Consider the following 17,331-nt stretch of genomic DNA (forward strand, 5'->3'; position numbering starts at 1 on the left):
TTAAGTCAACTCTCTGTTGCCTCTTCAAACATCGAGTTTCCGTGTCGCAGAAGTTTCTCTGTAGTTTCCACGTACTTATCTCCTAGTTTCTCTGATAACGCCTCTTCTGCGTTAATGTACAACTCACTCAATTTCGTTACTTCTTCTGCTCTTTTCGAGTTCAGTGCAATTTTTGTGCGTTCGTCTACTTTCTTCTTTACAACCCAACCTTCTTTCTGAAGTTTTTTTAAAAACCGTGTTATTGTCGACGGATCTAATTGCAGGTGATTGGCTATCTCTTTCTGAATCAACGGACCCTGAATTTTGAGGTAGATCAAAACCTCAACATAAGACGTGGCTAAACCGAATTCCTTGAAATAGGAATCAAAATGTTTGGATACTGATCGGCTGAACGTATTGGCTTCTGTATGCATATTTAAAAAGTTTTATGTGCATGTACAATAATGTCACTACTTCCTGCTTCAAAAGCAATTATCAAAAAAAAGAAAGGGCACCGCACGCGATGCCCTGACATTTTATTGATTCTGCCCCCTTAATTTTTTGGCCATTTGCCATATATACTGTTATAAGAAGCACGATCTGTACCCAGTGGAGTTCTAACCGGGCCAAGATACGAAGCGTTCATTACCGCTCTTGGCGATACATGAAGTTTACCATTACTATTTGTAATGGATAACTTGCCGAAGTGACCCATTCCGAGTGCATGACCATTTTCATGTAATGCAACAGTTTCAATATCTACGGCTCCTGCTCTGCCGTCTGTTGCCCATGCAAAACTATCATTATACCAAACCTCCTTTAGAGCCACTTCATTAGTGTCCGTCCAATTAAAAGTAAATGCCACGCCCAACACGGAGTTGCTCGCCCCGGGACCTAAAACAGCATCAAATATCGGCCCCGGTAAAAAACCAAGAGTTACGATATCTGCAACAAAAGGATTTCCGGCCGAACCTCTAATTGATAAGATCGCACTTGGATTTTCACCGGTATCAGCTACTTTCTCAATTTCAGGGCCTGAGTTTGACATCAAGTTATTCCATGTATCAAACGAAGAGTCTATATGTGGCTCCGCGTCTATCGAACCGTTTGCAGTGGCAAAAGGGCTGAACACCATATGTGTTAATTTATTTCCATCCGCGTTGCGACGTTCATCTCCCGGCACCCACTGCGCTGCTAATCGCAGAGTACGGTCGTTGGCAAAGATGGTCTGTCCCGACTGAAACTCACCGTCAACTGACATGGTAATCGTCTCTGCCATCACCAATTCATACTCAGTAACACCCCGGTCGGCTAAATCTTGATTGATTTGAGCCAAATGCTCACTGTATACGGCTTCTTCAACTCCGCCTGTATGTTCCTGATTCTTTTGGTCAGGTAGTTCGCCTTCAGTAAAGGAAAGAACCGTTCCCTCTTTACTCTCTTCCTCTATTGAATTAATTGATGATTGTTCACTACATGAAATAAAAATAAATGCAGTTACAGCAATTATCAGATAGGTTTTATTTAGATAAGTAATCATAAGCCTTTTGATTTTGGTTTAAGGTAAGTTTAGCGCCAACGTTACTACCTCTCATTTTTTTTAGTAACACAGACTCAATTATTATCATACAAAAATCGATAATATCCAAAATAAACAGCATGATATCTATAAGTAACTGTGTGGCAATTCTCTTGGTCTGGCGTACAATGACTTGGTTGCACGAAACATCGTCCCACATTTCTATTTCTTAGCAGAAATTGCGAAATTAGGGGAACCCATTTGCCTATGTACAGAGTTCAGCTAAAAAATTTCGAAGGCCCGTTAGATCTGCTCCTTTTCTTTATCAGAAGAGATGAGCTTAATATCTACGACATACCCATCTATCACATCACACACGAGTTTCTCGATTATATCCGCTTGATGGAAGAACTGGATCTCGATGTAGCCAGCGAGTTCATCTACATGGCCAGTATGCTGATGTCGATCAAAGCGAAAATGATGCTGCCTCGCGATCCCAATGACGAGGATGAGCTCGATGAAGATGATCCGCGTTACGAACTGGTTCAGAAGCTGCTCGAGTACAAACGGTATAAAGAGATGGCAGAAAAGCTGACCATCATTGATGAAGAGACTCAAAAGAAATACTTCCGCGGTTATCTTGAAGAAGATGAGGTGGAAAAGCAGGCAACCGGCGAAGCCCTAAAGGATGTGACACTCTTTGACCTAATGGCTGCCTTCAGAAAAGTTCTTGCCGACATTAAGCGCCAAAATGTATACCATAAGGTAGAGAAAGTTCAAATGACGGTTGAACAGCAGGCAGAATATGTTTTAACCCGTCTGCAGGACAAAGGCAGAACATCTTTTTATGATTTCTGTATGGAGTTGAAGACAAGAACGTCCATTGTTGTCACGTTCTTGGCTGTACTTGAGATGTTAAAAGAACAACAAATCAATCTATTTATCGAGGAGAACGATCCCACCAACTTCTACATCGACCTGAAACCTGTTGATGAAATTATTGGCGATTCCGATCCCAGCAAAACATTTAAGTCTGAATTCTCATGAAAAAATTACTACTACCTGTTTTAATCCTGTTTGCAGGATGTGCCACTCAAAATTCACTTCAGGAAATTACATCCACTGAACAGTTGACGGAGTACCGATCCCAAATAACTCCTCAATTTTTACAGCAACACCTTGAAGTGCTCGCACACGATTCACTTGAGGGACGAGCAACCGGTTTAGAGGGTCAAAAAGTCGCTGCGCAATATCTTGCCGATTATTACAATGAATTGGGATTTACTCCAATGGGAGATGACAACTCCTTTTTTCAATCCTACAGATTAAACGCCGAATACACAGACAGTTTGGTTTACCGTACGTATCAGATATCCGGTTCTGATACTACAGCCGTTAACCACAGTATTGAATCACCGGAATTGACCGGGAATTTCGTTCGTATGTTTGGCGGAACAGTCCCTTTAGAGGGAGATGTTGTGTTTGCCGGATTCGGTGTTAACGACAGTGAGAGAGGAGTTCAACACTTGGAAGGCGAGGACATTCAGGGTAATTGGGTAATGATATTTGAAGATATTCCATATGTAGTTGACGGTGATACCCTGGTCAATCCAAATATTACAAGCAACAGCCGGTTGCGTAATTTATTGGGAGAAATGGATGCCGCCGGAATTTTGCTGATATCAGATTATGACAGAGATGAGTTTCAAGACCTGGCAGAGATGAGTTCTGAAATGATGAACCAGCCATCAAACATCAGCCTTGCCTATCTCGAACAAAACAGTGAGCCCGGATTCCCAAAAGGGTTTCTGCAAATTAGCCCGGAAATGGCTGCAACATATCTGGGTCTCTCATCAGCCGATGAAGTAGCTGACAAAAAACAGGAACTGATTGATGAGATTACATCTTTTTCACCGCGTAAAACCGGTTATTATCTGGATTATGTTCCCTATGACGGACCGGGACACATGGATGCGGAGAACGTGATCGCATATTTTGAAGGTGCCGATCCGGAACTGAAGGATGAGGTTGTGGTACTGATGGCGCATTACGATCATGTTGGAATTGGAGCACCGGATGAGTCAGGAGATGGTCTCTACAATGGAGCCGATGATAACGGAAGCGGTACAACTTCCCTGATGTCCATTGCAAATGCTTTAAATGAAGCTCAAAAGAATGGTTATAAAACAAAAAGAAGCGTCCTGTTTCTGCATGTGAGCGGTGAGGAAAATGGACTGCTCGGGTCACGCTACTATTCCGATCACCCGGTAATCCCGATTGAACAGACGGTAACCAACTTTAATGCAGACATGATTGGCCGGAGTGACCCCGAAAATATTCAAAAAGGTGATACCGATTATGTCTACCTGATTGGAGGGGAAATAATCTCATCAGAACTGGACAGTCTGGTTCAAACCGCCAACAGCAATTCTGTGAATTTAAGGCTTGATCGAAAATACAACGACCTTCAGGATTCAAATCAGTTTTATCGCAGAAGTGATCATTGGAATTTTGGTCGTCTCGGTGTGCCCTTTGTCTTCTTTTTTACCGGAGTACATGAAGACTATCACAGACCTTCCGATACGGTTGATAAGATTGATTTTGAAAAACTCTCCAGAGTTAGCCAGCTGATCTACACATCAACGATTAAAGTTGCTAATTACGATGGAAGGCCAACAATTGACAACCAGGAGTTTATTGAAATTACCCGTCAGCTCCCCAGGTAGTTCAGAATTTCAGAAAGAGTTAAATCAGCCGGAAGCAACATACCCGGCTGGTTTAATATTACCTTCCATTTAATATAAAAGCAGCCCAGTTAATTGGGTGAGCCGTTTCCGGGTTTTCAATCATTTTTAATTTCGCTTTTTGAAGAGCATCTCCGTACTGCATTCCCTGCCGGATATTTTTGTAAAAGTCGATCATCAAAAGAGCTGTGGGTTGATCGCTTACCCGCCACATAGAAACCACCAGATTAGAAGCTCCGGCATAGGTAAAAGCCCGGGTGAAACCTATCATTCCTTCCCCTCGGCGCACAGGCCCCAGTCCGGTCTCACAAGCTCCCAATACTACCAAATCGGCATTCATCTGCAGGTTATAGATATCACTCACATATAACATGCCATCTTCCCGGTCATCTCCGCGCAGAACAATACCGGACAGATCGGGGTTGGATTCATTTACAAATGCGTGGGTTGCAAAATGAAGGAAATTATACTCCTGCAACTCAACCTGATGTAGCCTTTTCTTTGTGGCTTCGTCACTTTGATACACGTTGGCTTTTTCAGGAAAGATATAGTCCATAAAAGATCTTCGTTCTCTGAAAAGTTCTGAAATCTGATTGGTTTCGTAAGCTGTTAAAGGCAGAGGAGAAAGGTCATCCAGGTATCGCTCTGTATTTGATTCCATATCGCTGCCGTCATCAAAACTCGCAGAATCATTAAAAGGAGCAAAGGCCAGTAAATTTCTCGGATTTTCAGGTTTTTGTCGCTGCATAGATAAGAAAACCGTGCCCGATGATGCATATTGTATTTTAAACCTTTTCACCAAATAGGATAGCTGATGAAACTGTTTCCCGTTTGCCGGTTCTTCAATCAATAGTTCGAACGGCAGATAGTGCAAGCCCTGGTCCGGTAAAATAATCAGAGAGCTTCCTGAAATATGCGGTATCAGCGGTTCAACCAGTGATGAGTATAAATTAAAGGCTGAATTGAAATATTCATCATTATCATTTTCAACCACACTATTTGTTAAAAATTTAACGTCCCTTTCTACCTCTTCAACAGCTGCAGTTTTTTCAATTTCAATACTCTCTTTATTCACAACAATGCCGTATACATCGTCCTTTCCAAAAATATAGTACAGTGCCGATTCATCCTGAATTAATGCTTTTTGCAGATCCTCAACCGTGGCTGTATTCCGGTCATACTTTAGTGCGTAATAGGATGGATACCCCTCTTCAAGGGAGCGAGTAAAATTGACCAATTCTCTGCGTGTGTGAAATAGCGAATCCTCATACATTCTGATCAAACCACTATCGGCTTCCAGCCCTTTCTCCTGCTCTACATTAAGATTTTGGAAATAGCTTGTTACTTTTTCATTTAAATCTCTCTCTGTAGCCAGTACGTCGTCCGGAACACCGCCGAAATTCCTTGCTTGTACATTTTGCAGGAGGTCGAGGGCAATTCGTGCCCGACCTTTTTCTGCAAACTCAAACAGCTCCCTCAGCCAGACTTCTTCACCGGTTTCGGAATAAAGTTCATAATAAATATCCACAGCTCCCGAGTAGATTGAATAGTGATTTTCAATCAACATGAGTTTAGACGATTCACTTTGATACTGCGTTTGCATCAAGTCAATTCCCGAGGATGACACTTTAAACATGCGAAGTGCTTCATACAGATTATCCCGAACTCCGGTTTCTCGGTATTGTTGAACATTCAGTTCCCCAAGTGATTTAGCTGTTTCGATTAAACGAACCGGGTAGCTCACACTGCTCACATCAATTTTGGTAATCATCGGTTGGTACGGCTCCCCGATTAAAATGGAAAGCGTTTGATGGTAAAACTCGCCGGCTTCATCCAGTTTTTCTTCCTCTTTCAGCACATCACCGAGTTGTGAATATATACTGAATACATTTGGATGCCTTTCACCAAGACGATCCAGCCCTATATCCAATGCTTTATTGAGCACCTCTCTTGCTTCAACATACCGCTCAGTTTGTATGTACAAATTTGCAATATTTGTATAAGGCAGGATTAAATTTGGATGATCATCTCCGTAAATATTCTGTCTGATCTGCAGTGATAAAAAGTAATTTTCCTCTGCCCGGTCATACTCCTCATTTCTTAAATAGTTTGACGCCAGATTATGATAACCTATGGCCGTATCGAGATGCTCGGTTCCGTAAATATTTTCCTTAATTCTCTGGGCCAGCTCCAAATAGTGCAGGGCAGTGTCGAGGTTATCCATCTCAATATTGATCAATCCAATATTATTGTAGATGATCGCAAGCCGATTGGAATTTTCGCCCTCTACTTCTTTAAATATCGAAGCCGCTTGTCTGAAATACTCCGCCGCAGTACCTAAATCACCAATGGAATAGTAAAATGTTCCAAACCCATTGTAGATCAATGCAATTTCGGTATGACTTTCTCCATAGGCTTCAATCGCTGAATCCAAAGCAAACTGGTAGTGTTCCAAAGCTTCATCATACATTCCCAGCTTTCGATAGGAGATCCCCATATTATTATGAGTCATAGAGAGCGCTCGAATTATCCTAAAGCTTTTTTCACTCTGTTTTAAAGCTTCCACGGCCACCAGGTAACTCGCAACTGCATCTTCATAATTACCCATCGTGTCCTCGACATATCCGCGGCTGGTAAATGCCTGAGAAACAGCCAACTTCTGATCAGGGTATTTCATAGCTGAATTAACCGCTTTCTCACTCCACTCAAGGGCTTCCGTAAGATTTGATTTGGATTCCTCCAGGTAAGTGTATTGTACATACACATCTGTCATTTTGGAATCTTCTTCCCCTCCGTGCTCCAGTACAACGTTGTTCGCTTTTTTAATTAAGTTGCGAGCTTCTTCAAATTCACGGTTGTTCCTGTAAAAATAGGATTGGTACAGATAGGCATCGGCGCACTCTGCATAAAGATTAGCCTGATCACAAATTGCAGGTGTTATTTCATCAAATATTGCACGCGACTCAGAATGCTCTCCAACCTGATATAATCGGATAGCCTCGTTAAGTTTTTCTCTAAGGTCTTCATCCGACTGAGCCTTAGCCGGCCCGACTACGAGAAGAGTAAGTATGATCAAACAGGCTGCAAAAAAAGTAGAGCAGAACTTTTTATAACATACAGCCAAATTTTCAAATTGAGCTTTTTTCATAATAACATACCAGTTGATCGATATGTTAATGAACCAAACTCATATTGTAAAGGGTTTAATTCAATCCAAACAGTGCATTAACAAATGCTACGCGGTCAAACACCTGTAAATCCTCTATTTGTTCGCCTACACCAATATATTTTACGGGTACATTCAGCTCATTCGAAACACCAATTACAATTCCCCCTTTTGCCGTGCCATCCAGTTTAGTAAGGATAAGCCCGGTTACATCAACAACATCCGTGAATGCTTTTGCCTGCTGCATAGCGTTCTGCCCGGTTGAGGCATCCAAAACCAATAATATTTCGTGAGGAGCTCCATCCACAACTTTTCCCATAACTCTCTTGATCTTTCCCAGCTCTTCCATAAGTGATTTTTTATTATGAAGCCGGCCGGCGGTATCAACAAGGGCAATGTCTGCGCCTTTGGCTTTTGCCGACGCAACCGTATCGTAGGCTACAGCTGCAGGATCGGCATTTTGTCCCTGCTGAATAATTGAGACTCCCGCTCTTTCACTCCATATTTTAAGCTGATCTACTGCAGCAGCTCGAAATGTATCTGCCGCCCCTAAAACCACACTTTTCCCGGCCATTTTATAAAGGTGAGCCAATTTGCCAATAGAAGTTGTTTTTCCTACACCATTAACTCCCACAACCAATACAATATGTGGTTTGTGTGGAAAATCAGCGTCAAATTCTGCCGGCTGATCCGGGTTGTTATCCTTCAGCAGCGCCACGATCTCATCTCGCATTAACTCCTGAAGTTCATTTTGTGTAATAAACTTATCCTTGGCTACTCTCTCTTCAATCCGGTCGATGATTTCAACAGTGGTTTTAACACCCACGTCAGATGTGATCAGCGCGTCTTCGAGATCATCGAGTGTTGCTGCATCTACAGTATCTTTACCGGCAATACTTTTGCCGATTTTTGAAAGCAACCCATCACGGCTTTTTTCTACACCTTGTTCGAGTTTCTCTTTTTTCTTTAAACCTAGTTTATTTAACCAACTCATAATCTTCTATTCTAAAACTGTCTATTTTTTTCACTGAACCGTTAATTAAAATCTGCGCCATTGATAATTTTATGATATCGCTGTTTATATTCAACAAACGACACAATCATCATCACCGCTGATGAAACCATAAAAAATATGTGAACGTTTTCTGCGCCGGGAAAGAAAAACACGGAGATCCAGTAAAAAGCCATAAAATTGACCGTTACCTTACCCGACATAATCGACATAGCAACCTTGCCACGCTCTTTTTTAATGTGGGCTGATCCCGCCATAATCAGTGTATCCCTCATCACACCTAACACAAAGTACCACAGTGGAATCCATCCCAACCACACCGTGTAGATAAACAGAAAAAATGCCGCGAGTTTATCTGCAATCGGGTCGAGTGATTTCCCAAGTTCAGAAATTTCATTTCTCCATCGCGCAACCAAACCGTCCAGATAATCAGAAAAGGCTCCATACAGTATCAATCCCCAAATAAAGGAATTGACCTGGTAGTCGTTGTGCATGTGGAGATATATAATCGGAAAAACCACAAGAACGCGGGAAAAAGAGATCAGATTAGACCATGTGTAAATGTCGTCTCTAACCAATACCTTTTTACCATCTATGTTAGCGGTTTCTCTCATATATTTTATTTAGAGTTAAAATTATTAACTGTAAGAAAATACGTTTTTTAACACAGTAATAAATATTGAAATGAAAAAGAAGAAAATGCAGGACCAACCGTCAGATGAAAGCAAGCTTTTTGAAGAAACGATCACTTCCAGCCATGTATTCGACGGCACGCTTCTTCAAGTATATGTAGACGAGGTAAAACTCCCCGATGGCAGTACGTCTACGCGCGATTGGATTAAACACCCCGGAGCGAGCGCCGTTGTTCCGGTGTTTGAAGATGGTACCATCATGCTTCTTAAGCAGTTTAGATATCCGGCACAAAAACTTTTCATCGAAGTTCCTGCAGGAAAAATTGATCCGGGTGAAACCCCGCTTACCACGGCAAGACGTGAGTTAGAGGAGGAGAGCGGACTCTCCTGTAAAAATCTGGAAAAAGTCGGATCTCTCTATCCCGCTATCGGTTATGCTGATGAAGAAATTTTTGTCTACGTTGGATGGGGACTGCAGGAAACGGGAAAACAGACTGATCATGATGAATTTCTTATCAACTACCGAATTCCCTTTTCCAAAGCTCTGCAGATGATTGAAGATGGCGAGATTAAAGATGGCAAAACAATAAGTGCCATCACTCAAACCTACTTATGGTGGAAAAGAAATGAGCCCTTTCCGATCAACTTTAAATGTTAAATCTGTGCCGGCTTTAGCTAAACAATTCCCTCTTCGGAAGCTAGTTTGTAAATAGATTCATGTAGATTATCCTCAGATGCATCTCCGCGCCGGATAATCTCTTCCACCTCCTCTCCGCTGAGCATAAGCAAACAGCCTCTTTCCTTAAATTGCAGGTCGATATTTCTGGGGTCTGCCAGCTTCATCTTCTGCAGATCCATTCCATGAGGGCTAACACGCAGGTCCACCAAACAGTAAAAGGTGTCTTCCGGGGTATCTCCAAATTCAAATACCTGTAGAGTTGTCTGTTCTAACTTTGTCATTTGTTTGAATGTCTGTCTATAAAATCTCTGGCTTTTACCAACTCAATCATTTCACCTGTACTCTGGTCTCTGATCTCAACCTGAAACAGGCTGATGATCGCCTGACTGTTGAGGCAGTCCAGTGTTTCAGCAATTGTAGAGCACTCTTCCGTTTCACTTACCAAATCGTTCACACCCTGAACCACATATTTGTATGATCTTTTCCCGGGTTTGGGCTTCGGTTTCTGTTCCGTTTCATCTACATCAAAATAACTCCGGATCGCTTCTTCAGTTACATACCACTGCACACCGAGTTTTCTTCCCTTCAGCCTTCCTTCACGAAGGTACGCCCGAATTGTCATTTTACTTACTCCAAGCATCTCGTGCAGATCATCTACAGAATAGAGCGTTAGAGAACCAATTTTTTTAGGCATTGTATGATCCTTTGATTGTCATTAATTACACTTTAAATATAATAAGTTAGCTATAGATTATCATTACTTATATATTGTTGTACCTATACTAAATTCGTTTGGTCGTGTGGGTGAAATCTCATTATATTATTAGGAGTTGCTTGAAACATAAGCCTTTCTACCAAGCAATCGAGCCAAAAAACCTACTCCATCTGTGAGATAGTTATATCCTGTTTTCGCACATCTCCACCAAACTTCGATAACCGGGTTTACGTTTCTATTCTATTTAAATTCATTTAGCAAAAAAAATCCGCGAAAGCTTTTGCTCCGCGGATTCAATGATTAAACAACGTTTCGCAGATCCATTAACTCGTTTGAGTTGCCGGTACAGTTTTACCCGACTCCTGAAACGCTGCTTTTTTCTCAACAACATATTCTTTGAGTTCATTAGCCGAAATGTAAACAACCGGTATCAACACCAGGGTAATCAGTGTTGATGCTGTAAGCCCGCCAATTACAACGCGTGCTAAAGCGGCTTGAATTTCTCCCCCGGCTCCAAAACCAAATGAGAGCGGAAGCAGTCCCAGAACTGTGGTTAAGGTTGTCATCAGAATGGGCCGCAGTCTCAGTCGCCCTGATTCAATCACGGCTTTTAGCACGTTCATCTCTTTGTCGCGACGCATCAGGTTGATGTAATCAACGAGTACAATAGCGTTGTTTACAACAATTCCAATCAACATTATGACCCCCATGATACTCTGCATATTGAGGGTTGTTCCGGTGAGCAGCAGAGTCGGAACCACTCCAATCACCGCCACGGGAACTGAAAACATCACAATCAGTGGGTCGAGGAATCGTTCAAACTGGGCCGCCATTACCATGTAAATAAGCACCAGTGCCATCAAAATGGAAATCACAAAATCTGCCTGGGCTTTTTGCTGCTCCTCATACTCTCCGCCATACACAATAGAGAACCCCGTCGGCAGTTCCATACCAGACAATGATGCCTGTACTTTCTCAACCGCTTCGCCGAGCGGAACTCCCGCTTCAAGGTTGGCCGTAATATAGGTTACTCGCTGGCCATTTATACGGTTAATGGTCTCCGGCCCCTCCGCAGCATTTTGGTCGATTACCGTAGACACAGGAACTGTTTCACCATCAGCGGTTCGCACTGAAATATTATTCAAATCCAGGGTACTCATCCGGTCCGACTCCTGAAGACGAACTGTAATATCAAATTCATCACCGCCTTCGCGGTATACACCGGCCCGAACCCCGCCAATATTTGCCTGAATAGACTGGGCAACTTCGCGACCGGTCAGGCCAAGAGCAGAAATGCGTTCTCTGTCAAAAACAATATTTTGTTCAGGACGTCGATCTTCCCTGTCTGAACGAACATCCCGCACTTCCGGAATTTCTTCCATTCGATATCGAATCTGTTCGGCAAGTTCATCGGCAATATCCATATCGTACCCTCTCAACTGCAGCTGAAGGGCTTCATCCCCGCCATTTCCAAAAATTCGCCTTAAAATCCACAACCCGGTTTGGGCCTGAACTCTGAAACTACCACCCGGAATAGTGCCTTCAATCTGATCCCGGATATCATCTGCCAGATCGTAAGAGTTAATGGATCGCTCGGATGCATCCACCAGCTTCAATTCCACTTCAGCCCGTCCATTTCGTACTTCGGTCGACATGTACTCTACCTCATCCATCGGGGCGATCTCTTTTACTTTTGCAACCAGCTCATCGAGGTATTCATTGGCAACCGCTATGTTCATGCCGTCCCCAAGGTAAAAGTTAATACTGATCTCATCTGCCTCAGTTTCCGGGGCAAGTTCAGTATCCACATAACTAAGACCATAAAAAGAGATTCCTACCAATACCGCAGAAATAGCGAATACGGTATATCTTCGTTTTATAGCACTCTCCAAAAACCGAGAATATCGATTTTCAAAACGCTCAAACCATTTCTGAAACCATCCCTTATCTTTATCTGTCAATTCAGAATCCGGTTTTATGGTCATAAACTTGCTGGCCAGCATGGGTACTAACGTCAAAGCAACCAGCAGGGAACAGGCAAGCGCAAACACAACGACAAGAGCAAGTTCCTGAAACAGAGTTCCGGTGATGGTCTGCATGAACACCACAGGCAGGAAAATCACTGATGTTGTGATGGTTGATGCGATGATGGCGCCACCTACTTCTTTCGTCCCAATAAGTGAACTCTCTGCCAGGGATTTCCCCTTACTCCTGAGCCTCACAATATTCTCGAGAACCACAATGGCGTTGTCAACAATCAAGCCGACACCTAGCGCGAGCCCCCCAAAACTCATTTGATTCAGTGTTAATCCGCCAAAGTAGAGCAGGCCGAACGTTGCCACAATAGAAACCGGAATAGCCGTAGCAATTATAAAGGTTGTAGACCCATTTCTGAGAAACAGGTACAGAACAACGATCGCAAGGAGAGCTCCCCAAATGGCGGCTTCCTGCACGTTATCTATCGAGTCCTGAATAAACTCACTTTGATCTATCACCATCAGAAGATTGATGTCATTGCGCTCGGAGTTAATCCGTTCAATTTCCCGCTGAATTCCTTCTGATACAGCCACGGTGTTTGCCCCGGTCTGCTTACGGATTCCCATCCGAATCATAGGTTCATCGTTAATTCGAACTACGCGCCCAACATCTTCAAAGGCATCCTCAACCGTTGCCACATCCCGGACCCGAACTGGCTGCCCGTCTACCCGGGTAATAATCGTCTCTGATATCTGATTGACATCCGTATACTCACCAAGTGTTCTCACATAGAGCTCTGTAAGGCCATCTCTAACATTACCGCCGGGTAATGTATTATTTTCGGCAACAATGGCATTTTGAACGTCAATCGCCGTCAAGTTACTGGCCGCAAGGCGATCCCGTTTCAGGTCAACGCGAATTTCGCGCCGGATTCCTCCCCATACGTCAATAGAGCCAACACCGGGAATTTGCTCCAACCGGCTGGCAATTTCTTCTTCTAAAATCAAGGTCAACTCATCGAGAGACCGGGTCGACTGTGCCCCCACAATAACAATAGGGGAGTCATTGGGATCAAACTTTCGAACCCTGGGGTTATCGGCTTCATCGGGCAACGAACGGCGAACATCATCAAGAGCGGCCCGTACATCATTTGCAGCCTCATCTAGATTGGTATTTTGTGAAAAATTCAGACTAACCCAGCTTGACCCCTCCTGGGAACGGGACGTCATCTCTTCAACATTGGCCACGCCGGATAGGGCGTTTTCGATCTGATCGGTTATTATGGTCTCAATCTCTTCCGATCCAACATTTGGATAGCTTGTTTGAACCGAAAGCCGGGGATATTCAATCGGCGGGAGAAGATCCACCGGTAAGTAACGAAACCCGACCACACCCAAAACGAGCACAATAAGGTAGACCATCGTTGTTGCAATTGGCCGTTTAATTGATGTATCTGTAATGCCCATAATTCTACCGGATCTTTAAATTAGTTTGCTGTCGATTGGTCGGCCACGCCGTTATTCAAAATCTCCTGAAGCAGATCCTGCGGCTGCATTTTTTGCATATTCATAATCTTTTCCCAGCTTGTTGCACGAACCCGGGCATCATCTCCCTGATCCCGAACCAAAAGATTTTGTCCGACCGTAACCACCCAGTCGCCACTCTGTATTCCTGCAACACCGGCCGCTTCACGCCCTTTTGCTATAACTTCTATAGGGACGAACTCTACTTCAGTAGGATTACTCAGCTGTCCAACACTTCCGTTGTCTTCAATCTCTTCAAGAATTTCCGTCTCTATCCCAAACCCGGGTGCAACATAAACTCCGGTTTCTCCGGTTTGAGGATTGTTATAAATAGCACTTAGCGGAATAAGGGTAGCCTGCTCACTCTCCCCATAAAGGACATCTACTGTGACAAACATTCCCGGCAACAGTAACCGGTCTGGGTTTTGAACATCAATTTCAGCTTGTGTACTAAAGCTTCCCTCACCTAAAAACGGGGAAATTCTGGACACCTCACCGGTTAGCACTGTATCCGGAAAATTTTCTGAGTAGATTCGGACAGACTGCCCGCTCTCGATATACTGCAACATGCGTTCTGTAACATTGATCGTAATTTTTGATCTGGACAGATCACCAATCACAAACAGGCGATTATTCGGTGTTGCCTGCATTCCTGTTTCTGCAGCTCTATCACCAACTGTTCCGCTGATGGGAGCCCTGATCGTAGTTTGCTCCAAGGCGTCTTTCTGCTCCTGTACGGTAGATTCGGCCTGTTCTACCTGTGCATTTGATAACTCTACACTCGCCTCAGCTGACTCAACTTCGGCCGCCAGCTGCTCCATTTCCATATCGGTAACCAAGTCTCTTTCGGCCAGAATACGCTGTCTGTTTAGATCAGCTTCCACTTCACCAAGGGCTGCTTCTGCCTGGCGCAGCTGGGCCTTTGTAATTCTAAGATTTGCTTCGGCTTGTCGCAATCTCTCTCTATACTCATTATCCCTCAATTGAACCAGAACTTCTCCACGCTCAACACTCTCACCCGATTCTACATATACCTCTTCAACGGGTGCAGAAATTCGGGAAAAAATTTCGACCTGATTTCCGGCTCGCACGGTTCCGCTCAATCTCTCTTCAAGTGGAAGCGATCCAAATTGAGCCTGCACGGCTTCAACTGCAGGTACCGTTCTATTTTGTCCCTGAAATCCCCCTTCTTCTTCACCCCCGCAGTTCGTTAAAATCAGTCCGCTAAGTAGTAGTAATGTAATGTACTTCGTTTTATTCATCAGAAATTCCGTTCAGTGTGTTCATTGCAACAGTAAATTAACGATATTTACAGCCGTTCATTCCCGAGGGTTTGTTAAAGGTTATAAAATCAAATACGGGATTGTTAAAATTTGAACCACTTTTCAGTCTTCATTGTTCGGCTGATTCAACTTTACAATTAATCAATTAGATGGAATCGATTACACAGGCAACACTGGGTGCTGCCGTTGGTGAGGCAATTTTAGGAAAAAAAGCGGGTTATCGTGCGGCGGCATGGGGTGTTGCGTTGGGCACACTACCGGACCTCGATATTATTGTGAATCCATTTGTAGACAACGTTATTGAGCTTCAGACTCATCGCGGTTTTACTCACTCCATCGTTTTCTGCTTCCTTGCGGCTCCTGTAGCCGGTGTGCTGATCGACAAAATTCATAAAACTCTCGGCATTGGATGGAAAAGGTGGAGCGTGATGGCATTCTTCACTTTCCTTACACACATTTTTATTGATCTGCCAACAACCTACGGTACCCAGATCTGGATGCCGTTTACAAACACCCCTTATACCCTCGACTCGTTATTCATCATCGATCCGCTTTTTACCCTGCCACTTTTATCCGGGCTGTTAATCTCTCTTTTTATGCGAAGGGATTCAAACGTAAGACGATATACAAACCTGGCCGGACTATCCCTTGCAACACTCTACATGTTTTGGGGATATGGTATTAAAAGTCACGTTCACTCTGTATTTGAATCCTCATTTAAAAACCAATATGGCTCTTACGAGAAGATCAAAACCACTCCAAATGGTCCCTCCACATTCATTTGGACCGGATACATCGAAAAGAATGACACCCTCTATAATTCTGTCTACTCCATATTTGATGACGATAAGCTGTTGCAGTTTACGGCCATACCTAAAAACAGTGAGCTGATTGAACCCTACTTGAACGACCGCGCTCTTGAAACACTTTTATGGTTTTCGAGAGGTTATTACACTGCTGAAATAGAAGATGGGCAGCTCATTTTTTACGATTTGCGATTTGGCCGTGATGATTTCTGGGTCACAGATGAGGGGCAGTACATTTGGAAAAATGTTGTGATAATTGATGATCAGGGAACTGCACATACATTTGAACAATCCATTCCTGCTTTTAATACAAGAACAGAGAACCTTAACCGTTATTGGAGTCGATTATGGGGCGATCAAAACTAAATCTTTGTATCTTCTCATCGAACAGCGAAATTTAAATCCATTTGATACTCAATATTTATGAATCGTAAGGTTCTTATAGCTTCACTCATTACCATTTTTATCGCGATCTTTGCTTTTTACTCATTCCGTGAAATTCAGCCAAAGGAAATTGATAATGAACCCGACTGGATGAATTTGACTGAAGCCCTGACAGTAGCCCCTGAAAGTGACAGACTGATCCTGATTGATATCTATGAAGTGGGTTGTCAGTTCTGCCGAAAAATGACCCGTGAAGTCTACCCGTCCAATACCATAAGGGCTGTACTTGATCGCAGCTATTATCCCGTAAAACTGAATGGAAACTCCAACTCGAACCGCATTGTGTATCAGGGTGAAGAGATGACGGAAAAAGAGTTTGCCGGGAAGATGGGAGTAACCGCTTTTCCATTTACGGTAATCATGGATTCGGAAGGTAACGTGATCGATCGCCGCCGTGGCTATCTGGATATCCGTGGCCTGGCTCAAATGCTGCGAAGCGCTGAATCTGAAATGGGACTGCAGGCAGCCAATCTGAATTGATTTCTTTTTGAAGTTTTAGAGTTTAGACCATCCCCCGGCTCAACAACCCAGGGTACATTGTGCAACGGGTCGCCTGATCCGTAGATTCAAAAAACTCCGTCAGGAGTTCCCTGTTTGTAGCAAAATCCTTCTCGTTTTTTTATGGCTCCAGCGGAGCCTCCTGATATAGCCCCCTACTCTCAAGATTAATCAACAGAGAAGGACGCACCTCCGGAGCGTGAAAAATCTACATACGGATTGCTATAAACAGGGTATTCCTCCGGAATTGTATGAGATTCTAAAAATTAGCTTCAATCAACCACCCCTATTTCCCCTCCTTGAAAAGAAGGGGATTCTTTGATATTGCCATATTCAGATATTTTAAATCAAACA

Annotated in this window: 14 protein-coding genes; 5 read left to right on the top strand and 9 right to left on the bottom strand. The window is 43.4% G+C overall.

Annotated features, from left to right (window positions below; all coding sequences use genetic code 11):
* Positions 1-5: 5 nt before the first annotated feature.
* Positions 6-413, bottom strand: coding sequence for a MarR family winged helix-turn-helix transcriptional regulator (locus CWD77_RS14525; RefSeq protein ID WP_101074319.1), 408 nt, complete (start codon positions 411-413; stop codon positions 6-8).
* A gap of 119 nt (positions 414-532) precedes the next feature.
* On the bottom strand, positions 533-1,519 hold the full coding sequence (locus tag CWD77_RS14530; RefSeq protein WP_101074320.1) for a zinc metalloprotease: 987 nt from the start codon (positions 1,517-1,519) through the stop codon (positions 533-535).
* A gap of 246 nt (positions 1,520-1,765) precedes the next feature.
* Between CWD77_RS14530 and CWD77_RS14540 the strand changes: the two genes are divergently transcribed.
* Both CWD77_RS14540 and CWD77_RS14545 read left to right on the top strand, forming a co-directional pair.
* Positions 1,766-2,545, top strand: coding sequence for a segregation and condensation protein A (locus tag CWD77_RS14540; RefSeq protein ID WP_101074322.1), 780 nt, complete (start codon positions 1,766-1,768; stop codon positions 2,543-2,545).
* Positions 2,542-4,224, top strand: coding sequence for a M28 family peptidase (locus tag CWD77_RS14545; RefSeq protein WP_101074323.1), 1,683 nt, complete (start codon positions 2,542-2,544; stop codon positions 4,222-4,224). The genes CWD77_RS14540 and CWD77_RS14545 overlap by 4 nt, the downstream gene beginning before the upstream one ends.
* Positions 4,225-4,282: 58 nt before the next feature.
* Here the strand turns inward: CWD77_RS14545 and CWD77_RS14550 are convergent, their stop codons facing one another.
* From CWD77_RS14550 to CWD77_RS14560, 3 genes are read right to left on the bottom strand one after another with little or no spacing between them, the layout of a single operon-like run.
* On the bottom strand, positions 4,283-7,390 hold the full coding sequence (locus CWD77_RS14550) for a CHAT domain-containing protein (RefSeq protein ID WP_101074324.1): 3,108 nt from the start codon (positions 7,388-7,390) through the stop codon (positions 4,283-4,285).
* A gap of 55 nt (positions 7,391-7,445) precedes the next feature.
* On the bottom strand, positions 7,446-8,402 hold the full coding sequence (ftsY, locus tag CWD77_RS14555) for a signal recognition particle-docking protein FtsY (protein WP_101074325.1): 957 nt from the start codon (positions 8,400-8,402) through the stop codon (positions 7,446-7,448).
* Between the two features lie 41 nt (positions 8,403-8,443).
* Positions 8,444-9,034: a CDP-alcohol phosphatidyltransferase family protein gene (locus CWD77_RS14560; protein WP_101074326.1), complete on the bottom strand. Its 591-nt coding sequence runs from the start codon at positions 9,032-9,034 to the stop codon at positions 8,444-8,446.
* A 70-nt stretch (positions 9,035-9,104) separates the two neighbouring features.
* Between CWD77_RS14560 and CWD77_RS14565 the strand changes: the two genes are divergently transcribed.
* Positions 9,105-9,710: an NUDIX domain-containing protein gene (locus CWD77_RS14565; RefSeq protein WP_240596837.1), complete on the top strand. Its 606-nt coding sequence runs from the start codon at positions 9,105-9,107 to the stop codon at positions 9,708-9,710.
* Positions 9,711-9,727: 17 nt separating this feature from the next.
* Here CWD77_RS14565 and CWD77_RS14570 read toward each other — a convergent pair whose 3' ends face one another.
* The 4 genes from CWD77_RS14570 to CWD77_RS14585 all read right to left on the bottom strand — a co-directional run bounded on the left by CWD77_RS14570 (position 9,728) and on the right by CWD77_RS14585 (position 15,208).
* Positions 9,728-10,012: a hypothetical protein gene (locus CWD77_RS14570; protein WP_101074327.1), complete on the bottom strand. Its 285-nt coding sequence runs from the start codon at positions 10,010-10,012 to the stop codon at positions 9,728-9,730.
* Entirely contained in the window at positions 10,009-10,425 is a 417-nt protein-coding gene (locus tag CWD77_RS14575) for a helix-turn-helix domain-containing protein (RefSeq protein WP_101074328.1), read from the bottom strand. Before CWD77_RS14575 ends, CWD77_RS14570 begins: the two co-directional genes overlap by 4 nt.
* A 344-nt stretch (positions 10,426-10,769) precedes the next feature.
* Complete coding sequence (locus CWD77_RS14580) at positions 10,770-13,889, bottom strand: efflux RND transporter permease subunit (protein WP_101074329.1); 3,120 nt, start codon at positions 13,887-13,889, stop codon at positions 10,770-10,772.
* A 20-nt stretch (positions 13,890-13,909) separates the two neighbouring features.
* Positions 13,910-15,208, bottom strand: coding sequence for an efflux RND transporter periplasmic adaptor subunit (locus CWD77_RS14585; protein ID WP_101074330.1), 1,299 nt, complete (start codon positions 15,206-15,208; stop codon positions 13,910-13,912).
* Positions 15,209-15,378: 170 nt separating this feature from the next.
* On the opposite strand from CWD77_RS14585, the gene CWD77_RS14590 reads away from it, so the two are divergent.
* On the top strand, positions 15,379-16,401 hold the full coding sequence (locus CWD77_RS14590) for a metal-dependent hydrolase (RefSeq protein WP_101074331.1): 1,023 nt from the start codon (positions 15,379-15,381) through the stop codon (positions 16,399-16,401).
* Between the two features lie 57 nt (positions 16,402-16,458).
* The gene (locus tag CWD77_RS14595; RefSeq protein ID WP_101074332.1) at positions 16,459-16,959 is read left to right on the top strand and encodes a thioredoxin family protein; all 501 of its coding nucleotides are present in this window, start codon (positions 16,459-16,461) and stop codon (positions 16,957-16,959) included.
* Positions 16,960-17,331 lie beyond the last annotated feature (372 nt).

Source organism: Rhodohalobacter barkolensis (assembly GCF_002834295.1).
GTDB classification, from domain to species: domain Bacteria; phylum Bacteroidota; class Rhodothermia; order Balneolales; family Balneolaceae; genus Rhodohalobacter; species Rhodohalobacter barkolensis.

Coding starts and splice junctions, on each gene's coding strand:
- CWD77_RS14540 (WP_101074322.1), top strand. CDS start 1,766: ATGTACAGAGTTCAGCTAAAAAATTTCGAAGGCCCGTTAGATCTGCTC.
- CWD77_RS14580 (WP_101074329.1), bottom strand. CDS start 13,889: ATGGGCATTACAGATACATCAATTAAACGGCCAATTGCAACAACGATG.
- CWD77_RS14575 (WP_101074328.1), bottom strand. CDS start 10,425: ATGCCTAAAAAAATTGGTTCTCTAACGCTCTATTCTGTAGATGATCTG.
- ftsY (WP_101074325.1), bottom strand. CDS start 8,402: ATGAGTTGGTTAAATAAACTAGGTTTAAAGAAAAAAGAGAAACTCGAA.
- CWD77_RS14530 (WP_101074320.1), bottom strand. CDS start 1,519: ATGATTACTTATCTAAATAAAACCTATCTGATAATTGCTGTAACTGCA.
- CWD77_RS14545 (WP_101074323.1), top strand. CDS start 2,542: ATGAAAAAATTACTACTACCTGTTTTAATCCTGTTTGCAGGATGTGCC.
- CWD77_RS14570 (WP_101074327.1), bottom strand. CDS start 10,012: ATGACAAAGTTAGAACAGACAACTCTACAGGTATTTGAATTTGGAGAT.
- CWD77_RS14565 (WP_240596837.1), top strand. CDS start 9,105: ATGAAAAAGAAGAAAATGCAGGACCAACCGTCAGATGAAAGCAAGCTT.
- CWD77_RS14585 (WP_101074330.1), bottom strand. CDS start 15,208: ATGAATAAAACGAAGTACATTACATTACTACTACTTAGCGGACTGATT.
- CWD77_RS14560 (WP_101074326.1), bottom strand. CDS start 9,034: ATGAGAGAAACCGCTAACATAGATGGTAAAAAGGTATTGGTTAGAGAC.
- CWD77_RS14525 (WP_101074319.1), bottom strand. CDS start 413: ATGCATACAGAAGCCAATACGTTCAGCCGATCAGTATCCAAACATTTT.
- CWD77_RS14550 (WP_101074324.1), bottom strand. CDS start 7,390: ATGAAAAAAGCTCAATTTGAAAATTTGGCTGTATGTTATAAAAAGTTC.
- CWD77_RS14590 (WP_101074331.1), top strand. CDS start 15,379: ATGGAATCGATTACACAGGCAACACTGGGTGCTGCCGTTGGTGAGGCA.
- CWD77_RS14595 (WP_101074332.1), top strand. CDS start 16,459: ATGAATCGTAAGGTTCTTATAGCTTCACTCATTACCATTTTTATCGCG.